General features: G+C 40.2%; 21 protein-coding genes. 14 read left to right on the top strand and 7 right to left on the bottom strand.

Annotated features, from left to right (window positions below):
- Positions 1-106: 106 nt before the first annotated feature.
- The 3 genes from EHQ49_RS14305 to lepA form a co-directional block, all read right to left on the bottom strand.
- The gene (locus tag EHQ49_RS14305) at positions 107-1,060 is read right to left on the bottom strand and encodes a glycosyltransferase family 2 protein (RefSeq protein WP_135580340.1); all 954 of its coding nucleotides are present in this window, start codon (positions 1,058-1,060) and stop codon (positions 107-109) included.
- Positions 1,057-2,175 (bottom strand): hypothetical protein, encoded by a 1,119-nt coding sequence (locus EHQ49_RS14300; protein WP_135580339.1) that lies wholly within the window; start codon positions 2,173-2,175, stop codon positions 1,057-1,059. Before EHQ49_RS14300 ends, EHQ49_RS14305 begins: the two co-directional genes overlap by 4 nt.
- A 104-nt stretch (positions 2,176-2,279) precedes the next feature.
- A complete protein-coding gene (lepA, locus tag EHQ49_RS14295; protein ID WP_135580338.1) occupies positions 2,280-4,085 on the bottom strand; it encodes a translation elongation factor 4 in 1,806 nt (601 codons plus the stop codon).
- Positions 4,086-4,207: 122 nt separating this feature from the next.
- On the opposite strand from lepA, the gene eno reads away from it, so the two are divergent.
- From eno to EHQ49_RS14255, 8 genes are read left to right on the top strand one after another with little or no spacing between them, the layout of a single operon-like run.
- Entirely contained in the window at positions 4,208-5,509 is a 1,302-nt protein-coding gene (gene eno / locus EHQ49_RS14290; RefSeq protein WP_135580337.1) for a phosphopyruvate hydratase, read from the top strand.
- 1 nt (position 5,510) lies between these two features.
- Positions 5,511-5,975, top strand: a complete 465-nt coding sequence (locus EHQ49_RS14285; RefSeq protein ID WP_135580336.1) for an FtsB family cell division protein — start codon at positions 5,511-5,513, stop codon at positions 5,973-5,975.
- A gap of 1 nt (position 5,976) precedes the next feature.
- Positions 5,977-6,585 (top strand): ClpP family protease, encoded by a 609-nt coding sequence (locus tag EHQ49_RS14280; RefSeq protein WP_135580335.1) that lies wholly within the window; start codon positions 5,977-5,979, stop codon positions 6,583-6,585.
- Positions 6,572-7,585 (top strand): YheT family hydrolase, encoded by a 1,014-nt coding sequence (locus EHQ49_RS14275; RefSeq protein WP_135580334.1) that lies wholly within the window; start codon positions 6,572-6,574, stop codon positions 7,583-7,585. The genes EHQ49_RS14280 and EHQ49_RS14275 overlap by 14 nt, the downstream gene beginning before the upstream one ends.
- 31 nt (positions 7,586-7,616) lie before the next feature.
- Positions 7,617-9,002, top strand: coding sequence for a TldD/PmbA family protein (locus EHQ49_RS14270; RefSeq protein WP_135580333.1), 1,386 nt, complete (start codon positions 7,617-7,619; stop codon positions 9,000-9,002).
- Positions 9,002-10,381, top strand: a complete 1,380-nt coding sequence (locus tag EHQ49_RS14265) for a TldD/PmbA family protein (protein WP_135580332.1) — start codon at positions 9,002-9,004, stop codon at positions 10,379-10,381. Before EHQ49_RS14270 ends, EHQ49_RS14265 begins: the two co-directional genes overlap by 1 nt.
- A gap of 3 nt (positions 10,382-10,384) precedes the next feature.
- Positions 10,385-10,918, top strand: coding sequence for a DUF4416 family protein (locus EHQ49_RS14260; protein ID WP_135580331.1), 534 nt, complete (start codon positions 10,385-10,387; stop codon positions 10,916-10,918).
- A complete protein-coding gene (locus tag EHQ49_RS14255) occupies positions 10,893-11,495 on the top strand; it encodes a hypothetical protein (protein WP_135580330.1) in 603 nt (200 codons plus the stop codon). The genes EHQ49_RS14260 and EHQ49_RS14255 overlap by 26 nt, the downstream gene beginning before the upstream one ends.
- A gap of 86 nt (positions 11,496-11,581) precedes the next feature.
- Here EHQ49_RS14255 and EHQ49_RS14250 read toward each other — a convergent pair whose 3' ends face one another.
- Together EHQ49_RS14250 and EHQ49_RS14245 are read right to left on the bottom strand one after the other, a co-directional pair.
- Positions 11,582-12,331 carry a diacylglycerol/polyprenol kinase family protein gene (locus EHQ49_RS14250; protein ID WP_135580329.1) on the bottom strand — a complete coding sequence of 250 codons (750 nt, stop codon included), beginning with the start codon at positions 12,329-12,331 and terminating at the stop codon, positions 11,582-11,584.
- A gap of 4 nt (positions 12,332-12,335) precedes the next feature.
- Entirely contained in the window at positions 12,336-12,692 is a 357-nt protein-coding gene (locus EHQ49_RS14245; protein WP_135580328.1) for an STAS domain-containing protein, read from the bottom strand.
- 73 nt (positions 12,693-12,765) lie between these two features.
- Between EHQ49_RS14245 and EHQ49_RS14240 the strand changes: the two genes are divergently transcribed.
- The 6 genes from EHQ49_RS14240 to EHQ49_RS14215 all read left to right on the top strand — a co-directional run bounded on the left by EHQ49_RS14240 (position 12,766) and on the right by EHQ49_RS14215 (position 19,763).
- Positions 12,766-13,065 (top strand): hypothetical protein, encoded by a 300-nt coding sequence (locus tag EHQ49_RS14240; RefSeq protein ID WP_135580327.1) that lies wholly within the window; start codon positions 12,766-12,768, stop codon positions 13,063-13,065.
- A 33-nt stretch (positions 13,066-13,098) separates the two neighbouring features.
- Complete coding sequence (locus EHQ49_RS14235; protein WP_135580326.1) at positions 13,099-14,616, top strand: LIC12015 family putative lipoprotein; 1,518 nt, start codon at positions 13,099-13,101, stop codon at positions 14,614-14,616.
- A gap of 100 nt (positions 14,617-14,716) precedes the next feature.
- Positions 14,717-15,112, top strand: coding sequence for a helix-turn-helix domain-containing protein (locus EHQ49_RS14230; protein WP_100790558.1), 396 nt, complete (start codon positions 14,717-14,719; stop codon positions 15,110-15,112).
- A 99-nt stretch (positions 15,113-15,211) separates the two neighbouring features.
- Entirely contained in the window at positions 15,212-16,798 is a 1,587-nt protein-coding gene (locus EHQ49_RS14225) for a sodium:neurotransmitter symporter family protein (RefSeq protein WP_135580325.1), read from the top strand.
- Positions 16,799-16,914: 116 nt separating this feature from the next.
- Positions 16,915-18,903, top strand: a complete 1,989-nt coding sequence (locus tag EHQ49_RS14220; RefSeq protein WP_135580324.1) for an ATP-dependent DNA helicase — start codon at positions 16,915-16,917, stop codon at positions 18,901-18,903.
- Positions 18,904-18,905: 2 nt separating this feature from the next.
- Positions 18,906-19,763 carry a hypothetical protein gene (locus EHQ49_RS14215; protein WP_135580323.1) on the top strand — a complete coding sequence of 286 codons (858 nt, stop codon included), beginning with the start codon at positions 18,906-18,908 and terminating at the stop codon, positions 19,761-19,763.
- Here EHQ49_RS14215 and EHQ49_RS14210 read toward each other — a convergent pair.
- Positions 19,726-20,529 (bottom strand): hypothetical protein, encoded by an 804-nt coding sequence (locus EHQ49_RS14210; protein ID WP_135580322.1) that lies wholly within the window; start codon positions 20,527-20,529, stop codon positions 19,726-19,728. The two genes, EHQ49_RS14215 and EHQ49_RS14210, sit on opposite strands and share 38 nt — an antisense overlap.
- A gap of 59 nt (positions 20,530-20,588) precedes the next feature.
- Positions 20,589-21,893, bottom strand: a complete 1,305-nt coding sequence (gene asnS / locus EHQ49_RS14205) for an asparagine--tRNA ligase (protein WP_135580321.1) — start codon at positions 21,891-21,893, stop codon at positions 20,589-20,591.
- Positions 21,894-21,929: the final 36 nt, after the last annotated feature.

The following is a 21,929-nucleotide window of genomic DNA, read 5'->3' as shown; positions in this document are numbered from 1 at the left end:
TTTGTTTAAAAATTTGTCTCAAAGTCAATTACTTTGAGACAAAGAAAAGAAAACCCGATTGGAAACAGTCGGGTTTTTTTGTTCCTAGATGCCCTACTTTTTTCGTTTAAAATAGAGAATCAACTAACAATGGTTCTAAAGCTTTTTTAGAAATAGGATTTTCTGATAAAAAATCGGCAAGTAAACTTTCGATCCATTCTGTATCCTTCCCTCGTTTGGTTCGGCCTTGGAGGATGGTGTCCAGACGAGATTTGATGGCAGTTTGAAAAAGAGATTTTGTTAGTGGTTCTAACAAATCCCATTTTCCATTTTCACACAATTCTTCCTTGGTCAGCAAAAGAGAATACAATCGAAATCTTTCTAAAGCAAGATACTGGTTTGAGAGTTGGTCTTCATGTCCACCGTAACGAACCATTAGATTTTCTTCGAGTAAACCTATGGGAAATCCAGCTAAAAGGATTCGGTTCCATAAATCATAATCTTCGCATACAGGTAGTTCGGTGCGAAATCCTCCTATCTGTTCCAGTGTTGGTTTATGCGCCAAAAAACTGGAAGAGGTCACCATACAAAGTTCTAAGGATTCTTTTAAAAACCATCCAGAGCATTTTTGGTATTTGCCTTTGGGTTCCATTAAATTTCCTTTTTTGTTCCAGACCTCTTTGGTTTGCGAAAAGAAAAATTCTGAATGGGATCTATGAAAATCTATTTGTTTGGAAAGTTTCTCTGGATACCATTCGTCATCAGAATCTAAAAATGCGATCCACTCGGCGTTTGCTTTTTGAATTCCAAAGTTCCTTGCCCCACTCACTCCCCTATGTTCTGTTTGGTGGACTTGGATGGATTTCTGATTTCTTCCAAAGGAGGAAAGTTGCGCCTTCCATCCAGGTAATTTCGTAAGTAAGTCTTTCCAAGTTTCATCGGTTGACCCATCATCCACGATATGGAGTTCCCAGTGGGGATAGGTTTGAATGATCACCGAAGTAATGGCTCGATCCACTATGTTTTTGCGATTAAAACTAGGAAGGACGATGGAAACGAGTGGTTTTTCCAGAGGATTCATTTCTTTTCTTTTTCCAAAATCATGTCTAGATGTTGGATTTGGCCCCCTTGGTGGAGATAAAAAATGGGAGATGTTCCCATTGCAAAAGACGGAGATAATTGCATTTCGTATATTTCCCGCAGTAAGGGTTTCATCGTCATTCCACTATAAATCGGTTCTAAGAGAATATCTGTATTTCGATAAAAATCGTAAATCCACTGTTTTTGGGCCTTAGTTTGTTTTCCAAAGGATACCGACTTTGCGGCCTTATTCCTTTCTGATTTTACTTGGGATTTGTCTTCTTTCCCTGTTTCCAAAACCTGCCCTTCGCTAATCGCAATGGATCTAAGGCCCAATTGTTTTTGTAAATCTTCCCTTGTGGATATCCAGGTTTCCTTTTTTTCGCCTACCATCACTCCTTGGACAAGAATCGATGTTTCATTAAAATAATCTAAGGCAGAAAGAAAGGTCGCTCCCGATCCAATTTCCATTCGTAGGATGGCATTGGTTCTTTGGTTTCTCTGTAAATTTGGATCCTTCTGCTCTAGAGTGGTATTTAGAGACTGAATGATTTTTTTCTCCAATTCCTGCCAGAAAGAACGGAGTCCCAGGTTTTGTCCTACATGGATTCCAAATTCCGGTAAAGATAGACCTTGGTAATTTTTTTTCTTTTCTAACCAAACCGTATAAGCTTCTTTTCGATTCGCATAACAGACTAAAGTATGAGAATGCCCTCGAACCAACCTTTCATTATACGACTGCAAATTGGGATCCCTTGTGTAGGTTATTGTATCTACAGTGATCCCACTGCGACGAAGAATATAAGTAAAACTTGCCAGATAGTTTCCATGTATGGCACCCCAAAGGAGGACTTTGCGAATCTGATTTTTTTGCAAATATTGGAGAATACCAAAAACCTTTCTCCACTTAGTTCCAAAACCAAAGGGAAGTAAGTCATCACGAATGAGATGGAGTGTTGGCATTGACTGAGTATCTAGAGCGCGCGATTTCTCCTCTTTTGGTAGTAATGAATCTAGTGCTGTAACTAAAGGGATTTCAGAAATTCTAATCGGAAGTTCCGGGAAAAAACGGGAATGGTCAAAATGATGAAATGGATTGGAAGGGACAAGATTCATTTGGTATCAACCTTGTTTGGAGTCGTTCATCAGGTAGATGGGGAGGATCGTTTTGGTTTCTGCCAATGGAATTCTTGGCAGATTTTTAAATTCTAAAGTAAACTCTAGTCCCCGGTTTTCAAAATGGAAAGGAAAGCTTCCTGTGGAATTTCTACGTTTCCAATTTGTTTCATTCGTTTTTTCCCTTCTTTTTGTTTCTCGAGAAGTTTTTTCTTACGAGAAATATCTCCACCATAACACTTTGCCGTTACGTTTTTACGAAGGGCAGAAATACTTTCTCGAGCTACCACTTTCGAACCGATGGCTGCTTGGAGTGGGATCATAAATTGATGGCGTGGGATCAGGTCTTTTAATTTTTCAATGATGACTCGCCCGCGTTCTTCCGCTTTGGATTTGTGCACTATAGAGGATAGAGCATCTACCGGCTCTCCATTCACAAGGATATCCATTCGAACTAGTTTGGAATCTCTATACCCCACTTCTTCATAATCCAAGGATGCATAACCTTTGGTATAAGATTTGAGTTTATCATAGAATTCAAAAATGAGTTCTGCCAAAGGCAGTTCGTAAGTGAGTTGGAGTTTGTCTTTAGAAAGATAAACCGTATCCATATGGATCCCTCGTTTTTCAATCACAAGAGACATGATATTTCCGACGTAAGATTCAGGTGCAATGATGGTGGCTTTGACAAATGGTTCTTCCGACTTCCCAATTAAAATGGGATCAGGCCATTTGCTTGGGTTGTCTACTTCGATCACATCCTCTTTGGTCGTAGTGATTCGAAATTTTACGGAGGGCGCCGTGGTGATGAGGGCTAAATTAAATTCCCTTTCCAAACGCTCTTGGACAATTTCCATATGAAGGAGTCCGAGATAACCCACCCGAAATCCAAATCCTAAGGCAGCGGAATTTTCTCTTTCAAAGGTAAGTGCCGAATCATTTAACTTTAGTTTTTCGATAGCGTCTACCAGGGCATCAAAGTCTTCGCCGTTAATAGGAAAAAGACCAGCAAATACCATAGGTTTTGCATCTTTAAATCCTTTCACATCTTCTGCGGTTTGTCTATTGGCATGAGTGATGGTATCCCCCGTTTTGGCATCTCCCATCTTTTTCATCCCAGCCACTACATAACCTACATCTCCCGCTTGCAGTTCTTCACAAGCTACCATGGAGAGACGGTTGATTCCAACTTCCGTAACGGTAAACTGACGGCCAATGTTCATCATATGGATCATTTCGCCTTTGCGAAGTTTACCGTCATACAACCTGACTTTGGCAACCACACCCATATAGGTATCGAAGAAGGAATCGTAAATTAAAGCTTTCAGAGGAGCTTCCACATCACCCACTGGTGGCGGAAGTAGATAACATATGGACTCTAAAACATCTTGTACATTGAGTCCAGTTTTGGCAGAAATGGGAATGGCTTCATCGGGATTGAGGCCAAGTGACTCTTCAATCATCAATTTACATTTGTCAATATCAGCAGAAGGAAGATCGATTTTGTTAATAACAGGAATTATGCGAAGATCAAGATCCATTGCCAAATACAAATTGGCCAAAGTTTGGGCTTCGACCCCTTGGCTTGCATCCACAATGAGTAAAACCCCTTCGCAGGCAGCAAGGGAACGAGACACTTCGTAAGTAAAGTCCACGTGACCCGGAGTATCAATTAAATTGAGGTGATAAATATTTCCATCTTTGGCATGGTAATCGAAGGACGCATTGTTCGCCTTGATTGTGATCCCACGTTCCCTTTCGATGTCCATGGAATCGAGGATTTGGTCTTTTTTTGTCCTTTGGTCGGTGACAAGACCAATCTCAAGCAAACGATCCGCCAGAGTGGATTTTCCATGGTCGACATGGGCGATGATGGAAAAATTGCGGGTGAATTTTTGGCGTTCGTTCACGGTTCCCTCTTCTTTTTAAGTCATTTTCCTGGAACTAGGCTCTTTGTCGAAAAAGTTTATTGTCAGAGGCTTAAAATTCCTAACACTGGGAGGAAATTATCCCTTAGGAGAAACAATTCCCGATGTCCCAAAAAGATAGCATTCGTTCCGTCAAAGCCCGTGAAATCATGGATTCCAGAGGAAATCCAACCGTTGAAGTGGATGTCACACTAGAAGACGGTTCCTTTGGTCGTGCGGCGGTTCCCTCTGGTGCGTCAACTGGTGAACACGAAGCCGTAGAACTTCGTGACGGTGATAAAAAAAGATACTCCGGAAAAGGTGTACTCAAAGCCGTAGAAAATGTAAATTCTAAAATCTCTAAATCCATCTTAGGCCTTTCGGCAACCAACCAGCTTCTCATTGATGGAACGATGATCTCCCTCGATGGAACAGCCAATAAATCTAAGTTAGGTGCCAATGCACTTCTTGGAGTTTCTATGGCTGTGGCAAAAGCGGCTGCGGCCCATACTGGTCTTCCTTTATACCGTTATATTGGTGGAACTTTTGCTCGTGAACTTCCAGTACCAATGATGAATATCATCAACGGTGGCGCTCATGCGGACAACAATATCGACTTCCAAGAATTTATGATCCTTCCTGTGTCGGCTCCGAACTTCCGCGAAGCCCTTCGTATGGGTGCAGAAGTATTTCATAGCCTAAAATCCGTTTTAAAAGGAAAAGGTCTCAATACCGCTGTTGGTGACGAAGGTGGATTTGCTCCAAACCTAACAAGTAATAGCGAAGCCATCGAAGTCATTCTCACTGCCATTGAAAAGGCTGGATACAAACCAGACCTTGATATCAAAATTGGTTTGGACTGTGCCGCTTCCGAGTTCTACGATGAGAAGAAAAAGAAATACGTCCTCAAAGCAGAGAAAAAACCGGAAAAGACTGGGGAAGAACTAGTAGAATACTACTCAAATTTAGTGTCCAAGTATCCGATCATTACCATGGAAGACGGCCTAGATGAAAACGATTGGACAGGCTGGAAAAAACTTTCCGAAAAGCTGGGGAAAAAGATCCAACTTGTGGGGGATGATTTGTTCGTAACCAATATCAAAAAACTCGCCCAAGGGATCGAAAAAGGGATTGGTAACTCCATTCTCATCAAAGTGAACCAAATTGGAACTCTTACGGAAACCCTCAGTGCCATTGAAATGGCTAAAAAAGCGCAGTACACTGCGGTTGTGTCTCATAGATCGGGAGAAACAGAAGATTCTACCATTTCCCATATCGCTGTGGCAACAAACTCCGGTCAGATCAAAACTGGATCCCTCAGCCGAACAGACCGAATTGCAAAATACAACGAACTCCTTCGTATCGAAGAGGAACTTGGAAAAAATGCAACATACAGCGGAGTAAACACTTTTTACAACTTAAAGTAATATGACACCATCGAAAGCCTCCCTACTCGTAACCTATATTTGCGCTGGTCTCTATCTCGGACTTTTGTCCGAGTCAGGGATCGCCGAACGTATGCGCCTCGAGAAGGAATTACAAAATCTCAATGCGGAAGTAGAGAGGCTTGTGGTCGAAAACCAAGGGTTGGAAGAAAAGGAACGCCGCCTAAAAAATGATGCTTATGCCTTAGAACAGGAAGCAAGGAAGTATTACCTACTTTCTGAGACTGCCCATGTATTGAAATTTGAAGAATCGATCTCGCACACAACGGAAAAACCAAAGGTCCTTCCCGCAACGTTACACACAGCGGGTTTGAGTGCAGATTGGAAAGAACCACCGCTCTTTTTATTACGTTTCTTTTTTATTTCTTTTAGTGTTTTCCTGATTCTAGGCGTTTACTTCAAGCTGAAACGCTTGCAACCTATGTCTAATGACAAAAGACTGAATTAATATGCCAGAAGAAGAAACACCAGAAAAAGAAATCACCGAAACCATCCAAGATCTCATTAGCGACAAAAACATGGGTAAGAAATTCCTGGAAAAACGGAAAATCTTTCTCTGGGGTCCTGTCACTGACGAATCCTCCAAGGAACTCACTGCCAAACTTATGTATTTGGAAATGGTAGATCCTGGAAAACCAATTACGTTTTATATCAATAGCCCCGGTGGTGTTGTCACCTCTGGACTTGTCGTTTATGACACCATGCAAATGATCTCCTCACCGGTACACACAGTATGTATGGGAATGGCTGCTTCTATGGGATCTATCCTTCTCATTGGAGGAAAAAAAGGAAATCGTTACATTTGGCCAAATGGTCGAGTGATGATCCACCAACCTTCCATTGGAGGACAAATCCAAGCTCCTGCTACGGATTTACTCATCCATGCTCAGGATATTGTCAAAACTAAAGAAAAACTCAATCAAATGTTAGCGGATGCTTGTGGCAAAACCTACGAACAATTGGTGGAAGACACTGATCGCGATTATTATATGGATGCCGACCAAGCTTTGGCTTACGGGATTGTAGATAAGATCGTAAACACAATTGACGTCCTCTAACAGAGAATTCAAACCCAGAAGATTTTTAGAAGGTAGACATTTACAAACTGTCTACAACGTACTCTTTCCTCCAGACAATTCACTTGAGGATGAGTACTATTCAGAGAGTATCCTCATTCCCACAAATGATGGGTCTGGGGATCTGCTTTGGTTAGAACATAATCCCCCACTTTCTTTAGTTCGAAAAAAAGCCTCCAAATGGAATGGACACTATTTACTTCTCATTCATGGAATGGAAGGAAGTTCTGAATCCCATTATATGGTAAGTGCTGGAAAAGAAGCGCTTAATCGTGGTTATGGGGTAATCCGTATGAATTTGCGGAACTGTGGTCGTGGGTTTGGGATTGCCAAAAAACCTTATAATGCCGGCCAATCGGAAGATTTAGAAGCCGTATTAAAATACATTTATAAACATTTTACTAAATCCATATTTGTTTCAGGATTTTCATTATCTGCGAATCTGGTGATTAAATTTTTTGGAGAAAAAAGGGAACATTATTCGAAGGCATTTTCGGCCACATCCCCTCCTTTGGATTTAAAACGAAGTTGTGACTTTATTGATTCAAGGGCCGGTAATTTTTACCGAGATCATTTTTTGGATACCATGAAAGAAAAGGTAACTTCGGGAGTTTATGAAATCTCAGATAAAATGAAAGAAAGAGTTTTACGAAGTAAGTCATTTTTTGATTTTGATGATTTCTTTACCGCACCAATTTCTGGTTATGCGAATGTATTGGAATACTATAATATTTGTTCTAGTGTCAAATACCTTGGTGGAATCAAAATTCCTGGCCTCATCGTTCATGCCGATGATGATCCTGTGGTTCCCTCGGAAGTTTGGCACGAAATTCGTTGGAAGTCCTATCCCCTATTACAAACCGTTCTTACGGAAAAAGGGGGACATGTTGGATTCATTAGTGATTCTTCTCCGGACAATCCAGAAGGAAGATGGCTTCCTAGGATCCTCCTCGATTTTTTTGATTCTCAAATCAAATCGTAATCAAATACATTAAAATATAAGGAAGGGACGTATGCGAAACCTATTAAAAGAATGTTTGGCCGAAGAGTCCGGATTTGTAGAACTAAGATACCATCATAAAGAAAGTCGTTCCTTCTTTGCCGAAAGAGGACGAGTGGAATCCACTGCCCTTCGCAAAAGAACGGGAATTGGAGTTCGGGTTTTGGAAGCGGGAACTTGGGGTTTTGCATCGACTAGCGAAATTTCAAAATCATCTATCCAAAACGCCATCCAGGTAGCCAAAAAAGCGGCTCGTCTATCCTCTGCTTTGCGAAAAGATAAAATTCCGAATTTGCCCAAAGCAAATTTTGCCATTGGAGATTTTATCGGGAAAGGGATTGAAGACTTTCGTAACCGAACGGTAGAAGAAAAATTAAAACTCGTTTTAGACATCCAAAATGCAGCCGCCAAACAATCGACAAAACTCCAATCAGTTGGATGTGGGTATTCCGAAATTTACGAAGAAAAAGCCATCGTGACCACCGATGGAGCAGATAGTTTTTTTAGTATGATAAGACCAGAATTCCGAGTGTCTGCTGTGGCCAAAGAAGATGGAAAGATGGAATCCGGCTCCCATTCCATTGGTGTGACTGGCGGTTGGGATTGTCTCTTTCGTTCCCAGTCACCGACGGAGATTTCTGACGAAGCTTGTAAAACAGCTGTGGATTTACTTTCTAGTTCTCTTCCCGACGGTGGACTTTCCACAGTCATTTTATCCCCTTCGATTGTGGGACTACTCGTTCACGAAGCCATTGGGCATACCGTAGAAGCGGACTTTGTTTTGTCTGGGTCTGTGGCCCAAGGAAAAATTGGACACAGAGTTGGATCTGACTTAGTGACGTTATGCGACTCCGGTTACTCTGAATACTATGAAGGTGCGGGTGGTTCCATCCCTGTGGATGATGAAGGAATCATTCCCACAAATACAGTCATTATCAAAAACGGAATCCTTTCCTCCTACCTCCACAACCGAGAAACCGCAGAACGGTTTGGAGTGGCTCCAACGGGATCGGCAAGAGCTTGGGAGTATGGAGATGTTCCTCTCATTCGTATGCGTAACACCTTCCTTGTTCCTGGAGATTCCAGTTTGGAAGAAATGATCGCCAATACAAAAGACGGATACTATTTGGATGGAGCCAAAAACGGCCAAGCAGATGCCACTGGTGAATTTATGTTTGCCGTACAAAAAGCGTACCGCATCCAAAATGGAAAGATCACAGATCTTTTGAAGGGTGTGACAGTTTCTGGTCTTGCCTTTGATGTTTTACAAAATATAGATATGGTTTCCAAAGAATTCAAATGGGATTTGGGTTCGGGACATTGTGGGAAAGGACAACCAGCCAAAGTAGATGCCGGTGGCCCTTATGTTCGCACAAAAGTATTACTCGGTGGTAAATAATGGATCGTAATTCGATTGAAAAACGTTTGAACGACCAAAAAGATTTACTTTCTAATTTAGTCAAAAAAGCAAAAACCAACGGGATCGACCAAGTAGAGATTTATTCCAGTTACGGATATTCGGAAGATGTCAGTTTAGAAAAAAATGACTTAAACAACTGTACGGCGACCGAAGAAAATATGTTTGGAATTCGTGTGATTCATGAGGGAAACCAAGGTTTTATCATCTCCAATCATATCCCTAGCCTTTATCAGTCGATTGAAGAAGCTTATAGTTTAGCAAAAAGCCAATCCACTCCGGATTTTGATTTAGGACTTCCAGAGCCAGAATCCATTCAGAATCATTTCAACCAATATGATGAATCCTTAGATAGAATGGGAATTGAGGATTTGGTCAATTCTGCGAAAGAAGCCCTCGGTTGGAGAAATGATTTGTATTCTAAGGTCAATATTGACTCGGGCGATTTTTCGCTTAGCAAGGGTTACAAACTCATCGTTTCTTCCAAAGGAGTGATGGCCCATGAACTGGGTGCTGAACTTTCTGCTTCGGTGATGGGAATGGGTGTGGATGGGGATTTAGTCGGAAGTTTTGATTATGATTCTGCCAGTGGGTTTGACAAAAACCAGTTCCAAACTCTATGGAAAAAGGCCTTTATGAATTTTGGAGACAAATGTATGGGAGCACTTTATGCCAAACCCATCTCTGGGTTTCAAGGAAAGGTTTTGCTTCCTCCCGATGCCGTGTATTCATTTTTTCTTGGACTTTTTATAGGTTCTTTAAATGGAACTAGTCTCCGCAAAGGCAAATCCAAAATGGCTGGTAAGCTCGGCGAAAAAGTTGCCTCCTCATTACTTTCCATTTGGGATGATCCAACGAACAATGGTTTGATGGGATCTACCGGTTTTGACCGCGAAGGCCTTCCTACTTCAAAAAAATCAGTCCTAACGGAGGGAGTTTTAAATACTTACTTCTACAATACCTTTGAGGCTAAAAAAGCAGGACTTCCGAAATCCAATGGATCTGCGAGCGGTGGAGCCCAAAGCCTTCCCGGTTGTGGTCCGAAACAACTCCAGATTGCACCAGGCACCTCAACCAAAGATGAGTTTTTCAAACTCCCGGGTAAAACTCTATTTGTGAACCGAATTTCGGGAACTAAAGATGGAGCCTCCGGTGATTTTTCGGGAGTGATCAAAGGAGGATACCTTTTAGAAAATGGAGAGAAAGTCCCGGTTCGAGAAGTACAAATTGTGGGGAATGCATTTGAGGCATTAAACCAAATCGAAGCAATCTCCAAAGAAGGAGAACTTCTGGGTGAATCTTCTTTTGTTCCGTATCTATTACTCGATGGATTTACCATCACGGGAGTGACTGAAGAGTAACCCATGCCACAAGAGATTTTAGAAAGACCACAAGGCGCTTCTTTTTTTGTTATTCTTTCCTACCAAGAGGAAGACATTCTTTTTGAATTGAAAGCAATGGCAGAGAAAAGGTTTTCTAAAATCCTTTATGAATCTGTTTTACTCCCCAAATGGACTCCTGATGAAACAGAAAGAGAGTTTGCTTATCCAGGTCGTTGGACTAAAGTTCTGGCCTTCAAACAAAGAATCCATAGAGAGGAACTTGTTGAAAAAAAGAAGGAATGTTTGGAATTTCAAAGTCTTTTGCAAAAAAAAGATTCGAGTGTTCTTTTAATTCCAGGATATGTCACTTCGCATAACATTGTCATTGCGAAATCTAAAGATGATTTCCATCGGATGTATTTGTTTCAGGGTGTGTATGCAGAAACAGTTTACCATTTTTCCCGAGGCCAACTAGTTGTCCCAAATTCCACTCAAAGTTACTTTCGAGAAAAAGAAGTTAGTTATTTTTTCAATACACTTAGGGAATCCTATGAATTCAATAAATTCAAATCCTGACCATTTGGCTGTTTTTCGTTGGCATCTAGTTCACCCTTCTTTTATTTTAATTTCTTTATTTGTTTGTATCAACTTTTTGATTTGTGGATGCCAAACAGAGCCAAAACAATCATTTCAGTTCTGTGATAATTTCAATGAACCTTTGGATTGTACAGAACCCAAAACAGAAAAAGATATTGTTTCTCTTGATCGGAAGTTCTTTAAAAAAGAAAATCCTAACTATGAGGATTTTGGAAATTTTTTATATTTTACAGCAAGGGAAACACCTGGGTTTCGATTGGTGCTTCCGAAACCATATAATGGAATGGAAAAACAAGTTTTTCGTTCGAATTACATTGCCTATTTAAAATATGGAAATTCAACGGAACGGATGGAAGGGAATTTATTCCAAAACAATGTTGTTGTTTCCTTTCACTATTTAGGGGCTCTTTTGAAAGAAGAATTTCGCCATAAAGGAATCGAAAAGTCACCTTTTCTGTTAGAAGCACTTGGTCCCATCTCCTTAGAATACAAAGTGATTGTTCCAGGAATGGATACGATCACCAAACAGAGAACTGTTGAACTACGCTGGAAGTGATTTTTATGGGTTTTGGCTCAGGTGAAGATTTTAAGTTTTGAATGGCTCTTCGTTTTTTTATCACGGAAAGCCATTGGATTTAGAATTTATTTTTGAATGTAAAGTGCGTTTGGATCGAAGAAAAAATCCATCGGTGTATAATCCAAATACAATAAGGATAAAACGGATAGAACCACTGCTCCTACAATTGGGATGAGAAGGTTGTCATCCACAAGTCCTTTGGCTGTCGTATTAGCAAAAAATTCAGTCACGCAAGCTGAGACCACAGAAAAGAATACAAGATAAATGGGAGTCCAGAGGACAGCCCCTTGGTTGTCAAGGATCGCAAGGAAACTTCCTGGTTGGGATTTGGTAATGAGAAAAAGTGCCAAAATAGAAAACAAAAATGCCGGAACTAAAAATCCGATAATTCCCTCGAGTGATTTTCCATTATAGAATCTATGTTTACCGTACTTACTCCCGACATAGGCAGCAAAGGGATCTCCAATCACTAAGAACAAAATCGCAAGAATGGCTATTTCCGCAGGAAAGAACAAAACAACGAGGAAGTTTGCAAAAAAATAAGGGACCGTTCCATTGAATCTTTTTCTTTCAGACTCTTTCATTAAGAACCCAAAATATTTGTAAAAGAAATTTTCAAAACCGGAATGATTCAGTCGGACAAATTCCAAAATTAACAAACTAACAAGGAGGATTCCGAGTAAGGAAACAAGGATGGCTCGAGTTGCAAAGACAAGACTAAAGGCATCTTTGAAGGGATCAAAAAAAAGAGTCACGGGAATGATGAGCCCGAGTACATGCCATATTTTACGAAAAAAATTAAATCCTGAATTCACGGTTTTACCTACTGGGTCTTGAGGCCATTTTGAATGCTGCCTCTTCATTGTTTGCGATGGGAAATAAATTACGAACACCTGCCATCAAAAATGCTTGCCTAACACTTAACGGGAGATTGATTAAGATGATTTTATGTTTGTGCAGGAAGGCTTCTTCGCTGATCGTTTTGAAAGCGATGATTCCTTGGGTGGTTACCATATTCAACTCTTCTAGATCCAAAATGACAGATCCGTGTTTTAAAGAATTGAGAATCGATTTGATGCACTTTTCGGCAGTAAAGTTATTTAGATTTCCCTGTAATTTGGTCACATATACAGTATCTATTTTTTCAGTCGAAACTACTAAATCGTCTAGGCTCATAAAAATTGTTATTTTTCTTATTTCATTCTTGCACTCTATTGCAAGTAAATAAAACTTTTGGAAGGAGTGGAGTTTGAAGGTAACTGTTGCCCATTTATACAAAAAACTAGAAGAAGTGGATCGAGACGTCGTAGAATTGAAAAAATTGACCGACCGCCTGGCTTCTGACCGGGAATATTCCCCCATTCTTAAAGAAACTTTTTTATCGGAAATGAGTAAATTGGAAGATCAAAAATCAGAAATTCTCAAGTTGAAAGTTTCGAATGCAGATTCTGTTGTTAAGAGAACCTCGGTAACAGAAGAAAAAACGGTACCAACTGCCACTCAAGTTTCAGAACCCAAAAAGCCGGAAAAACCGGTTCGCAAATACTAAAAGACTACTGAAAAAAATAGACAAGGAAATCCAATGAATCTAAACAAACTTTTCACTCTGGGCGTTTTGCTCGGTTTGATACTCGTACCACTTCTCAATTGCTCTAAGGATTCAGAAATCCTGGCTACTTTTGACGGTGGAACTGTAACTCGTAAAGAAATGAATTTTGTGATTGAGGCTTCCAAACGAGGAAACCCTGAACCACAACCGATCACAGCCGATATCCAAGCAAAAATTTTAGAAAGTATCGCCTTAGAAAAAATTCTTTTGAAGGACGCCATTTCTTCCAAAAAAGTAGCGGAAGCGGATGTTCAGAAAATTGAATCTCTGGTGAATCAGTTTTTGAAACTCAATGTATATATGCGCGAGTATGTTAAAAATGGTTTAAAAGAAAAACCTTTAGAATTTGTGAACCTTCAACTAGCACTAGTTCGTGGTGAAGATGAGGCTGCTAACTTAAAAAAAGCAGAGGAACTCGCAAATAAATTGAATTCTTTGTCTAATAAAGAAATTGCGGAAGAAATTTCCAAAGTTACTGAAGACATTACACGTAGACCTATTGCTGGAAAATTGGAACCTTTTTGTACGAACTGTGCAGAAACACCATTGGAAGACATTTTAACGGAAGTAAAAAAGGCTAAAACGGGAACTTTCATTTCTTATGCAAAAGCAGGAGAAGGAAGGATTGCCTATGTAGTACGTTCTACAGGAACTGAGAAAGTCCATCCAGAAAGACTAAAAAAATATTTCACATCCATTTTTGATGAGTTTAAAGCGGAAGCTACAGAATATGGAAAAACTCATGAGGATGCAGATACGAAAGCATCTGTCGCTTATTTTACGGAAGGTGAATCGACAGACAAAGCAAATCAGTTTGCGTCTCACACCATGAAAGAGTATGAGCAAGGTCTCTACCAAAAAGAACTTAAAAAAATCACGGAAGAAAGTGGAATCACTGTCGCTAACCTTCCTCGTTTTTCCGGTCCAACCGATATCGATCCAAAAATATTTACACCAGATTATTCATTATATTCCAATCGTGATGGAAAAAACTACACTTGGAAAGATTTGTCTGTCGATTTCGAAGCCATTCCGAATATTCTAAAACAAGAATACAAGGATGAAAAATCAAAAACATGGGATATGCTCAATTTATTTCAGTCTACGATCCTTCAGGGAAAAATTGCAGAAACTTCAGATCGTGTCCAAGATGTGGGATCGGAAATCGGCTATTTGATGCAAATGGATAAAATGAAAGTTTCTTTGGCGTTAAAATCGCTACAAGATGAAATTAAAGCCATTCCTGTGACGGTTACGGAAGCACAAATGCGAGATGCGTATGAAGCTGGTAAACTTTATGCTTATGCAGATTCTGATCCCAAAAACCCTCAGAATCGTATTCCTAAGCCCTACGCCGTTGTTCGCGAAAGAATTAAGTCGGAGATGGAAGGTGCTCAGAGAAATTCATTTATTGAACAAAAAGTCTCTGGTCTAAAAACCACTTACAACTTGGTAATTGCTGCCGATCGCCTAAAAGAAGTTATATTATAACCCTTGCAAGTTTTGGAGTATGGCAAAATTTTTTTATTGAATTTTGCCATATTTGACATATTCTGACTGTTAGGGGGGATAAATGAACAATCACATTTACATGCTTCGAAAGAAGAGAGGTATCAAACAGTACGATATGGCGAGGGCGCTAGGAGTTTCTCCGAGTTACCTATCCAAAATTGAGACTGGAGCCCAAGATCCGACTGAAAAATTCAAGTCATCTTGTGCTAAGTATCTCAAAACCTCTGTTGATAAGCTTTTCAACGAAAGCGCTGTGGAAGACATCTACCCTGAGTTTTCCAATGGATTGAAAAACAAACTTTGGGCAGTCAGACGTGAGTTAGGAATCAAACAATACGATTTCGCTAAGAAATTGAAGGTTTCCACTCCGTTTTTGTCAAAAGTAGAACTTGGACTTTTGGAACCACCGGAAGATTTTAAAAATCTGGTCTCCAAAGTTCTGAAAATGGAAAAAAAAGAGCTATTTCTAGGCTAATTTGAAAAATACCAAAGCAAGGTGTCAAAGCCTTGCTTTTTCTCAATCTTCTGCAAAAAGATTTTGTCACATAATTCCTACTACATTCAATAGTCCCTGATGAAAGAGAGACAAGTGGAACACCAAGAAGGCTGGGCCAGTCGTATCGGTTTGATTTTGGCTGTGGCGAGTGGTGCCATTGGGCTTGGAAATTTTTTACGGTTTCCGGGACAAGCTGCGCAAAATGGTGGCGGTGCCTTTATGGTTCCTTATATCATCAGCTTTCTAATTCTCGGAATTCCCGTTTGTTTAGCTGAGTGGACCATGGGCCGTATGGGTGGCAAACATGGTCATAGTACTCCATTTATTTTTCGCGAGTATCTAAAAGGATTCCCTCTCAAACTTTCAGGAACCATCGGTGTGATGATTCCTGTGATGATCTACGTATATTATGTATTCATTGAATCTTGGTGTCTGGCTTATGCTTACTATTTTCTCACGGGTCAAATGTCACTGAATGGTTCCACACAAAGTGAAATGACAAAACAAGCCTCCACTTTTTTTTTACACCTCACTGGTGCTGAGGCCAACGGTTCAAGTTTTCAATCCCCTATCATCGTATTTTTTCTTCTTTGTGTTTTGTTTAATTTTTTACTCGTGTATCGTGGGCTTTCGAAAGGACTTGAGGCCTTTGCAAAGATTGCTATGCCTCTTATGGGCATTTGTGCAACCATCATCCTTGTTCGAGTGCTCACGATCCCTGGAATTGAGTCGGGCCTTGCCGTAATGTGGAACCCTGATTGGTCTAAACTGACCCAACCTAAGGTATGGATCAGTGCAGCTGGACAAATTTTCTTTTCTTTATCAACGGGTTTTGGGATTGCTCTCGTGTTCTCTAGTTTTTTGAAGAAAAAAGACGATGTTGTTTTATCAAGTCTCTCTTCCGCTTCTTTAAATGAATTCGCAGAAGTTGTGTTTGGTGGTATGATCACCATTCCTGTTGCATTTTTATTTTTAGGAATGCAGGCCACTTCCTTTGGAACTTTTGGAATGGGTTTTATTGCTTTACCTTCTGTTTTTGGAATGATGCCGGGTGGGGATTTTTTTGGTGGATTGTGGTTTCTTGTATTATTTCTTGCTGCGATCACCTCTTCTGTTACTATGTTACAACCTGGAATTCTTTTTTTAGAGGAAGGGTTTCATGTTGGTAGAAGGAAATCATCTCTACTTTTATTCCTTTTTACTTTTTGTTTGTGCCTTCCTATAATTTATTTTAACAAAGATTTTGCTGCCCTTGACATAGCCGATTTTTATATCGGAACCATTATGATATATATTTTGGCATCAATACAAATTTTTATTTTTGTGTTTAAGATTGGTGTGGATCGGGGTGTAAGAGATGCCAACGAAGGTAGTCTCATTCCTTTTCCTAGGTCTATTCGATTTGTTTTGAAGTACATCACTCCTTGGTTTTTATTATTTATCTTCGTTTCTTTCTGTTACATGAACTTACCTGAATATTTGGATAAAATGAACCCTGAAGTGATGGGACTCCTTGCAGAAAACAAAGGTGAAAATGTGGAAGATGCAAAAACAAAGGCTACAGTGGCTCGTTCGGTGGTGATTGGGTTATTTTTGATTTATGGATTCATCTATATTTTGGTTTCGAAAGCACTAGACCCAAAAAAAGAAAAGGTGGTCGTATGACTTCGCCTGAGGTGCTCAATTGGCAAGGGATACTCATTATGACTGCATCCCTTGTATCTGTAATCAGTTTGACAGTAGTTTGTATCATTCTTCTTTTTCGGAACAGGCATTAGGGATTGGACGTACAATCAGTTTTTACAACCAAACTTCCTAAACTTTGGAAGGATTACGAAGTCAGAAAAGAACAAATGGAAATGTCAACTTCCATTGAATCGGCTTTTAATACCGGATCCCACTGGGCCATTGAAGCCGGCACTGGTGTGGGTAAGTCTCTTGCCTATTTAATTCCAAGTGCCCTATTTTCCTTAGAGAATGAATGTACGGTTGTGGTTTCCACAGAAACCAAATCTTTACAAGACCAACTTCTTTATAAAGATATCCCACTTGTTTCGGAAGCTTTAGGAGTTCCTGTCAATGCTATGGTGGCCCTCGGTGCGAGTAACTATCTCTGCAAACGGAAATACAACCGAGTTATGGAAAGGGGAGATTTTGGCCCTGAAATGGAATCATCCCTCCAATACTTTGTGAACTGGGAGAAACAAACAACGGCAGGGATTCGCGCCGAATATGATGGGTTTTTATCTAATTCTTTTTGGAATTCAGTTGCAAGAGAGTCTGACAACTGTTTGGGGAGAAATTGCCCCAACTTTAGTTCCTCTTACTATTTTTTAGAAAAAGAAAAATGGAAAAAAGCTAATATTCTCATTGTGAACCACCACCTTCTTGCAAGCCATCTTGCGGGAGATTTTAAAATCCTTCCTCCTTTTTCCCAATTGGTTATCGATGAAGCTCACGCCTTTCCGGAAATTGTGGGCCGAGCTTTTGGTTCAGAAATCCGTTATGACCTACTGATGAACCTTTTACATTATCTTTATTTTCCTGAGAAACGCACTGGCCTTGTTTTAAAACTGAAAAACAGCGATAAAATTATGAAGTCAGTAGAAACTTCGATTGGTTATGCGAATGAACTTTTTCGTATGTTACTTTCTGCCATTCCTTTGCAGTTCAACCAATTTTCCACACGTCACACGGAACGAATTAAGTTGGATAATGGAGCTTTTGAAGACAGTTTAGCAGATCTTGCTTCTCAGTTAGAAAGCCTTCTTACAAAATACAAAAAAGACAGTGAGGATATGGAAGAAAAAGAAATGGCTCTGGGACTTGAAATGGTTTCGGGAAATCTTAAAAAAGCCTCCTCTTTTCTCAATGACTTTCGTTTGAAAACCAACCCCAATTTGGTATTTTGGATTGAACCACCACCGCAATCAGCAAAAGATCCCTTCTATTATCTATTTTCCCAACCGAAAAACACGGACGAAATTTTAGCAAATACTCTATTTCCCAATATGGATTCTGTGGTGATGACTTCCGCCACGCTCTCACCGACTGCTGGGAATTTTCAGTATTTTTTAAAAGAAGTGGGAACCTCGGACGTAAAAACCAAAACGTTAGCATCTCCGTTTTCCTATAACACTCATTCTCTATTGTTTGTTCCCAAACAGGTCGCTGATCCGGTCCAAGACCCTAGACGAAATAAAACAGATTTATCCTATTGGATCACCCGTCTCCTCAAACTATCAGAAGGAGATGCTTTTGTTCTTTTTACTTCGAACAAACTTTTATCCGAACTCTATGAAGAATTAAGAAACCAAGTTCCTTTTCCTATTTTTTCCCAAACGGAGATGGGGCCTATTGCCGCCAAACGGGAGTTTCTTGCAAATGAAAAAAGTGTTCTTTTTGGAGTTTCTAGTTTTTGGCAGGGTGTGGATATCAAAGGTGATAAACTAAGAAATGTAATTGTGACAAAACTTCCTTTTCAGGTTCCTACAGAACCTGTTTTACAAGCGAAAATGGAAGATATGGAACGAAAGGGAAAAAGTCCCTTCTGGGAAATGCAGGTTCCGAAAACTTGTTTATTACTCAGACAAGGGTTTGGACGGCTCATTCGTTCACAGTCGGATACAGGAATGGTGAGTATCCTTGATCCGCGAATCCATACAAAGTCCTATGGAAAAAACGTCTTGCAAAGTCTCCCCAAAGGGGTTCCTTTCATTACGGAATTTAACGAATTGGAAAGAAAATTCAATCTTCTGCCGAAATCTTAATTATGAAACGAATCTATATTTGTTTGGTCTTATTACTTACTTTCTCTCTTGGGTCAAAACCAATTGAAGATAAGGATATCTATGCCTCCATTGTCAATTGGACAGACCTTGTCGTTTTTTCCTCTGTCAAAGAAACCATTCCAAAAATTGTATTCGATGAGGAAGATCCTGAGTTCTCCGGAAAAAATACTGCCACAAGCCAAGGTAAGGCACATTCTATGGCTCGTAAAAAAGCTCGGGAAAAACTCCGGGTTCGTCTTAGCCAAAGGTTAGAATCCATACTTTTTAATGCAGATTATACTGTTTATGAATACACTCAAGTGAACCAACAGGCAAGGTTACGACTTAATTCTTATATTGGATCAGAAAAAGAAGAGTATGATTTTCAATTTGTAAAAAATATTTTGGAAGCAAAAGCAAGTTTACCTCTGAAAGGAAAAGATGGAATCATCGCACAAATTCCTTTGGAATATGGCTTAGAATCAGTTCCTGAATTTAGTGAAGAAGTAGTTCCAGTAGAATTTTCGGGTCTTGTCGTCGACGCTCGCCACCTTAGTCTCAAACGAGCTCTGTTTCCTAAAATACAGACAGATCGTGGTTTAGATATTTATTCTCCTGTATACGTAAAAGAAGCGTATGCCATCGAAACTGGATATATTGTTTATAAAGAAGAACAATCGGGGAAGGGAGTGGAAGCAAAAGTAGGAAAGAATCCCTACTTTGTTTTGGCACTAGGAACTGCTGGAAAAAACCAAACGGATCTTATCATTCCTACAGACGAGGCAGCTAAATTACTTAGCCACCCCGAAACGAGAAAAAATCTTACACGTTGCAGAGTTTTGATTTTAGTTTCTCGGTAAGAGATAAAAACATTTTTTCTGCTTTAACATAGTCTCCGTGAAAGAGATAAGCGAAACCCATATCTTCTAAGTCTTTGTGGGCTAGAGAGTTTGACTTTGCTTCTAGTTCAGAAATCTTTTTGTATACGGAATCATACATTTTACGTTTTTCTTCAAAACTTGGTAGGTTTAATTTGTTTGGAATGTTTTCAAAGATAAGATTTGCTTCTTTGTGACGATCCAAAAAGAGAAGTGCCATACCCACAAGTTTATGGATATCAGAATCGTTTAACAATTTCATATTGTCACGAAAAACTTTGATCACTTCATCATATCGTTTTAAGTAATACGTACAAATGAGTTCTTCTTTAACAAAGGAGTTGTCATTCCATTGTTTTTTGTATCTAGTAATTACCGATTTTGATTCTTCATAAGCTTCTGCTCTAAAATAGATTTTGATCGCAGTTTGGATGATGGAAAAACAAAGTGGGTTGGTTTGTGTATTGAAATAAAGGTTTAAACTATTACAAGCTTCTGAGCTTTTTCCAATTTCGTGGTTTTGGATTGCGTCTACGAGAGGTGCTAGGCTCGATATACCTTTGGGAGCGGAGATCGTCGCTCTACCTGTCATTTCATACAAAGCTAAATAACTTAGGTGTTGGATATAAAAGTTCTCAGGATGACGTTTGGCAAGAACCACGACATCTTCGTTTGATCCTACCTCATAAAGATCCCAAGCTTCTTGTTCTATTGATGTGTTTAAAACTTGGGTTGCTTGCTGTGCCATAAGGTGCCTCTCTTTCCTTAAAAAGATCGGCCTTAGTGCAAAATTTCCTTTAAGAAAAATTAAGGACTGAGTCTGTAAATCATCCGTGGATAAGGAATACATTCCCGAATATGGGACAAACCACAAACCCAGGCAATCACTCGTTCCAGACCCATTCCAAAACCTGCATGAGGGACAGATCCATACTTACGAAGGTCCAAATACCAAGAATAATCCTCTGGAGGAAGGCCTTCTTCCTTTAGGCGTTCCACAATCTTCTCATACGATTCTTCTCTTTCGGATCCTCCTATGATTTCCCCGATTCCATCTGGTGCGATCAAATCGGCAGAGAGAACGGTATTGGGATCGTCAGGATTTTGTTTCATATAGAAGGCTTTGATTGCCCTTGGAAAATTTTGAATGAAAATGGCTGTGCCAAAGTGAGTTGTGAGGATTTGTTCCCTGTCGGAATTGATGTCCTCTCCCCAAGTGATCCCTTCTCCTGCAGTTTGCAAAATTCGGATTGCTTCCCCGTAATCCACCCGGGGAAAAGGTTTCCCAAGTTGTTCTAGGAGTGGTGCCGGATCACGGTCGAGGGCTTTCAAATCCTCCCCAGTTCGTTCTATGGTGGTGCGAAGGACTGCTTTTACAAATCGTTCTTGTAAGTCTAGATTTCCCTCTTGGCCAAGAAAGGCAGTTTCTGCTTCGAGCATCCAAAATTCTGTCAAATGGCGTCTGGTTTTGCTTTTTTCAGCGCGAAACGTGGGACCAAAACAGTAAACCTTGGAATGTGCAAAAGCTGCTGTTTCTAGATAGAGTTGCCCTGTTTGCGCCAGATAGGCTTGGCCTAAATCAAAATATTCTGTGGAAAACAAAGTTCCGGCAGATTCTCCAATGGAACCGGTTAAGATCGGAGTGTCGATGAGGGTGTATCCATCGTTACGAAAGAACTCTCTGATGGCAAAAGACAATTCAGATCGCACTCTTTGGATGGCGAGTTGGCGTTTAGAGCGTAACCACAAATGTCTGTGGTTGTGTAAAAAATCAGGTCCATGTTCCTTGGGTGTGATGGGATACTGGTGGGACTCTCCCACAAGGGTAAAGGAATGGAGGAACAGTTCCTCGCCTCCAGGTGCCTTTTCGTTGGCTTGCGCGATCCCAAAAACGGTGAGGGAAGTCTCTTGGGGAAGTCCTTTGACTTGTTTGAAGATTTCTTCTCCTAAAAATTCTTTCTCAGCGACCACTTGGTAGATTTTACCTTCGGTGCGGAGTTGGAGGAATTGGACGTGGTTATTCCCGCGGAGTCCTTGGACCCAACCTTGTAAACTATGAGTGGAAGTCGAATTGGGGGACTTGGATTGTGATGGATCTAAACTTGGAATCATGGATGGTTTTTTCTGTTTGCCAGTTCAATTTTCTTT

The organism is Leptospira perdikensis (assembly GCF_004769575.1).
Classification (GTDB): domain Bacteria; phylum Spirochaetota; class Leptospiria; order Leptospirales; family Leptospiraceae; genus Leptospira_A; species Leptospira_A perdikensis.
This window is presented reverse-complemented; position numbering and strand designations above follow the sequence as displayed.

Excerpts from the sequence above, each read along its gene's own strand:
- EHQ49_RS14305 (WP_135580340.1), bottom strand. The coding sequence starts at position 1,060 with ATGAATCCTCTGGAAAAACCACTCGTTTCCATCGTCCTTCCTAGTTTT.
- EHQ49_RS14225 (WP_135580325.1), top strand. The coding sequence starts at position 15,212 with ATGAAAGAGAGACAAGTGGAACACCAAGAAGGCTGGGCCAGTCGTATC.
- EHQ49_RS14265 (WP_135580332.1), top strand. The coding sequence starts at position 9,002 with ATGGATCGTAATTCGATTGAAAAACGTTTGAACGACCAAAAAGATTTA.
- EHQ49_RS14270 (WP_135580333.1), top strand. The coding sequence starts at position 7,617 with ATGCGAAACCTATTAAAAGAATGTTTGGCCGAAGAGTCCGGATTTGTA.
- EHQ49_RS14215 (WP_135580323.1), top strand. The coding sequence starts at position 18,906 with ATGAAACGAATCTATATTTGTTTGGTCTTATTACTTACTTTCTCTCTT.
- eno (WP_135580337.1), top strand. The coding sequence starts at position 4,208 with ATGTCCCAAAAAGATAGCATTCGTTCCGTCAAAGCCCGTGAAATCATG.
- EHQ49_RS14285 (WP_135580336.1), top strand. The coding sequence starts at position 5,511 with ATGACACCATCGAAAGCCTCCCTACTCGTAACCTATATTTGCGCTGGT.
- EHQ49_RS14210 (WP_135580322.1), bottom strand. The coding sequence starts at position 20,529 with ATGGCACAGCAAGCAACCCAAGTTTTAAACACATCAATAGAACAAGAA.
- EHQ49_RS14245 (WP_135580328.1), bottom strand. The coding sequence starts at position 12,692 with ATGAGCCTAGACGATTTAGTAGTTTCGACTGAAAAAATAGATACTGTA.
- EHQ49_RS14235 (WP_135580326.1), top strand. The coding sequence starts at position 13,099 with ATGAATCTAAACAAACTTTTCACTCTGGGCGTTTTGCTCGGTTTGATA.
- EHQ49_RS14260 (WP_135580331.1), top strand. The coding sequence starts at position 10,385 with ATGCCACAAGAGATTTTAGAAAGACCACAAGGCGCTTCTTTTTTTGTT.
- asnS (WP_135580321.1), bottom strand. The coding sequence starts at position 21,893 with ATGATTCCAAGTTTAGATCCATCACAATCCAAGTCCCCCAATTCGACT.
- EHQ49_RS14255 (WP_135580330.1), top strand. The coding sequence starts at position 10,893 with ATGAATTCAATAAATTCAAATCCTGACCATTTGGCTGTTTTTCGTTGG.
- EHQ49_RS14230 (WP_100790558.1), top strand. The coding sequence starts at position 14,717 with ATGCTTCGAAAGAAGAGAGGTATCAAACAGTACGATATGGCGAGGGCG.
- EHQ49_RS14300 (WP_135580339.1), bottom strand. The coding sequence starts at position 2,175 with ATGAATCTTGTCCCTTCCAATCCATTTCATCATTTTGACCATTCCCGT.
- EHQ49_RS14280 (WP_135580335.1), top strand. The coding sequence starts at position 5,977 with ATGCCAGAAGAAGAAACACCAGAAAAAGAAATCACCGAAACCATCCAA.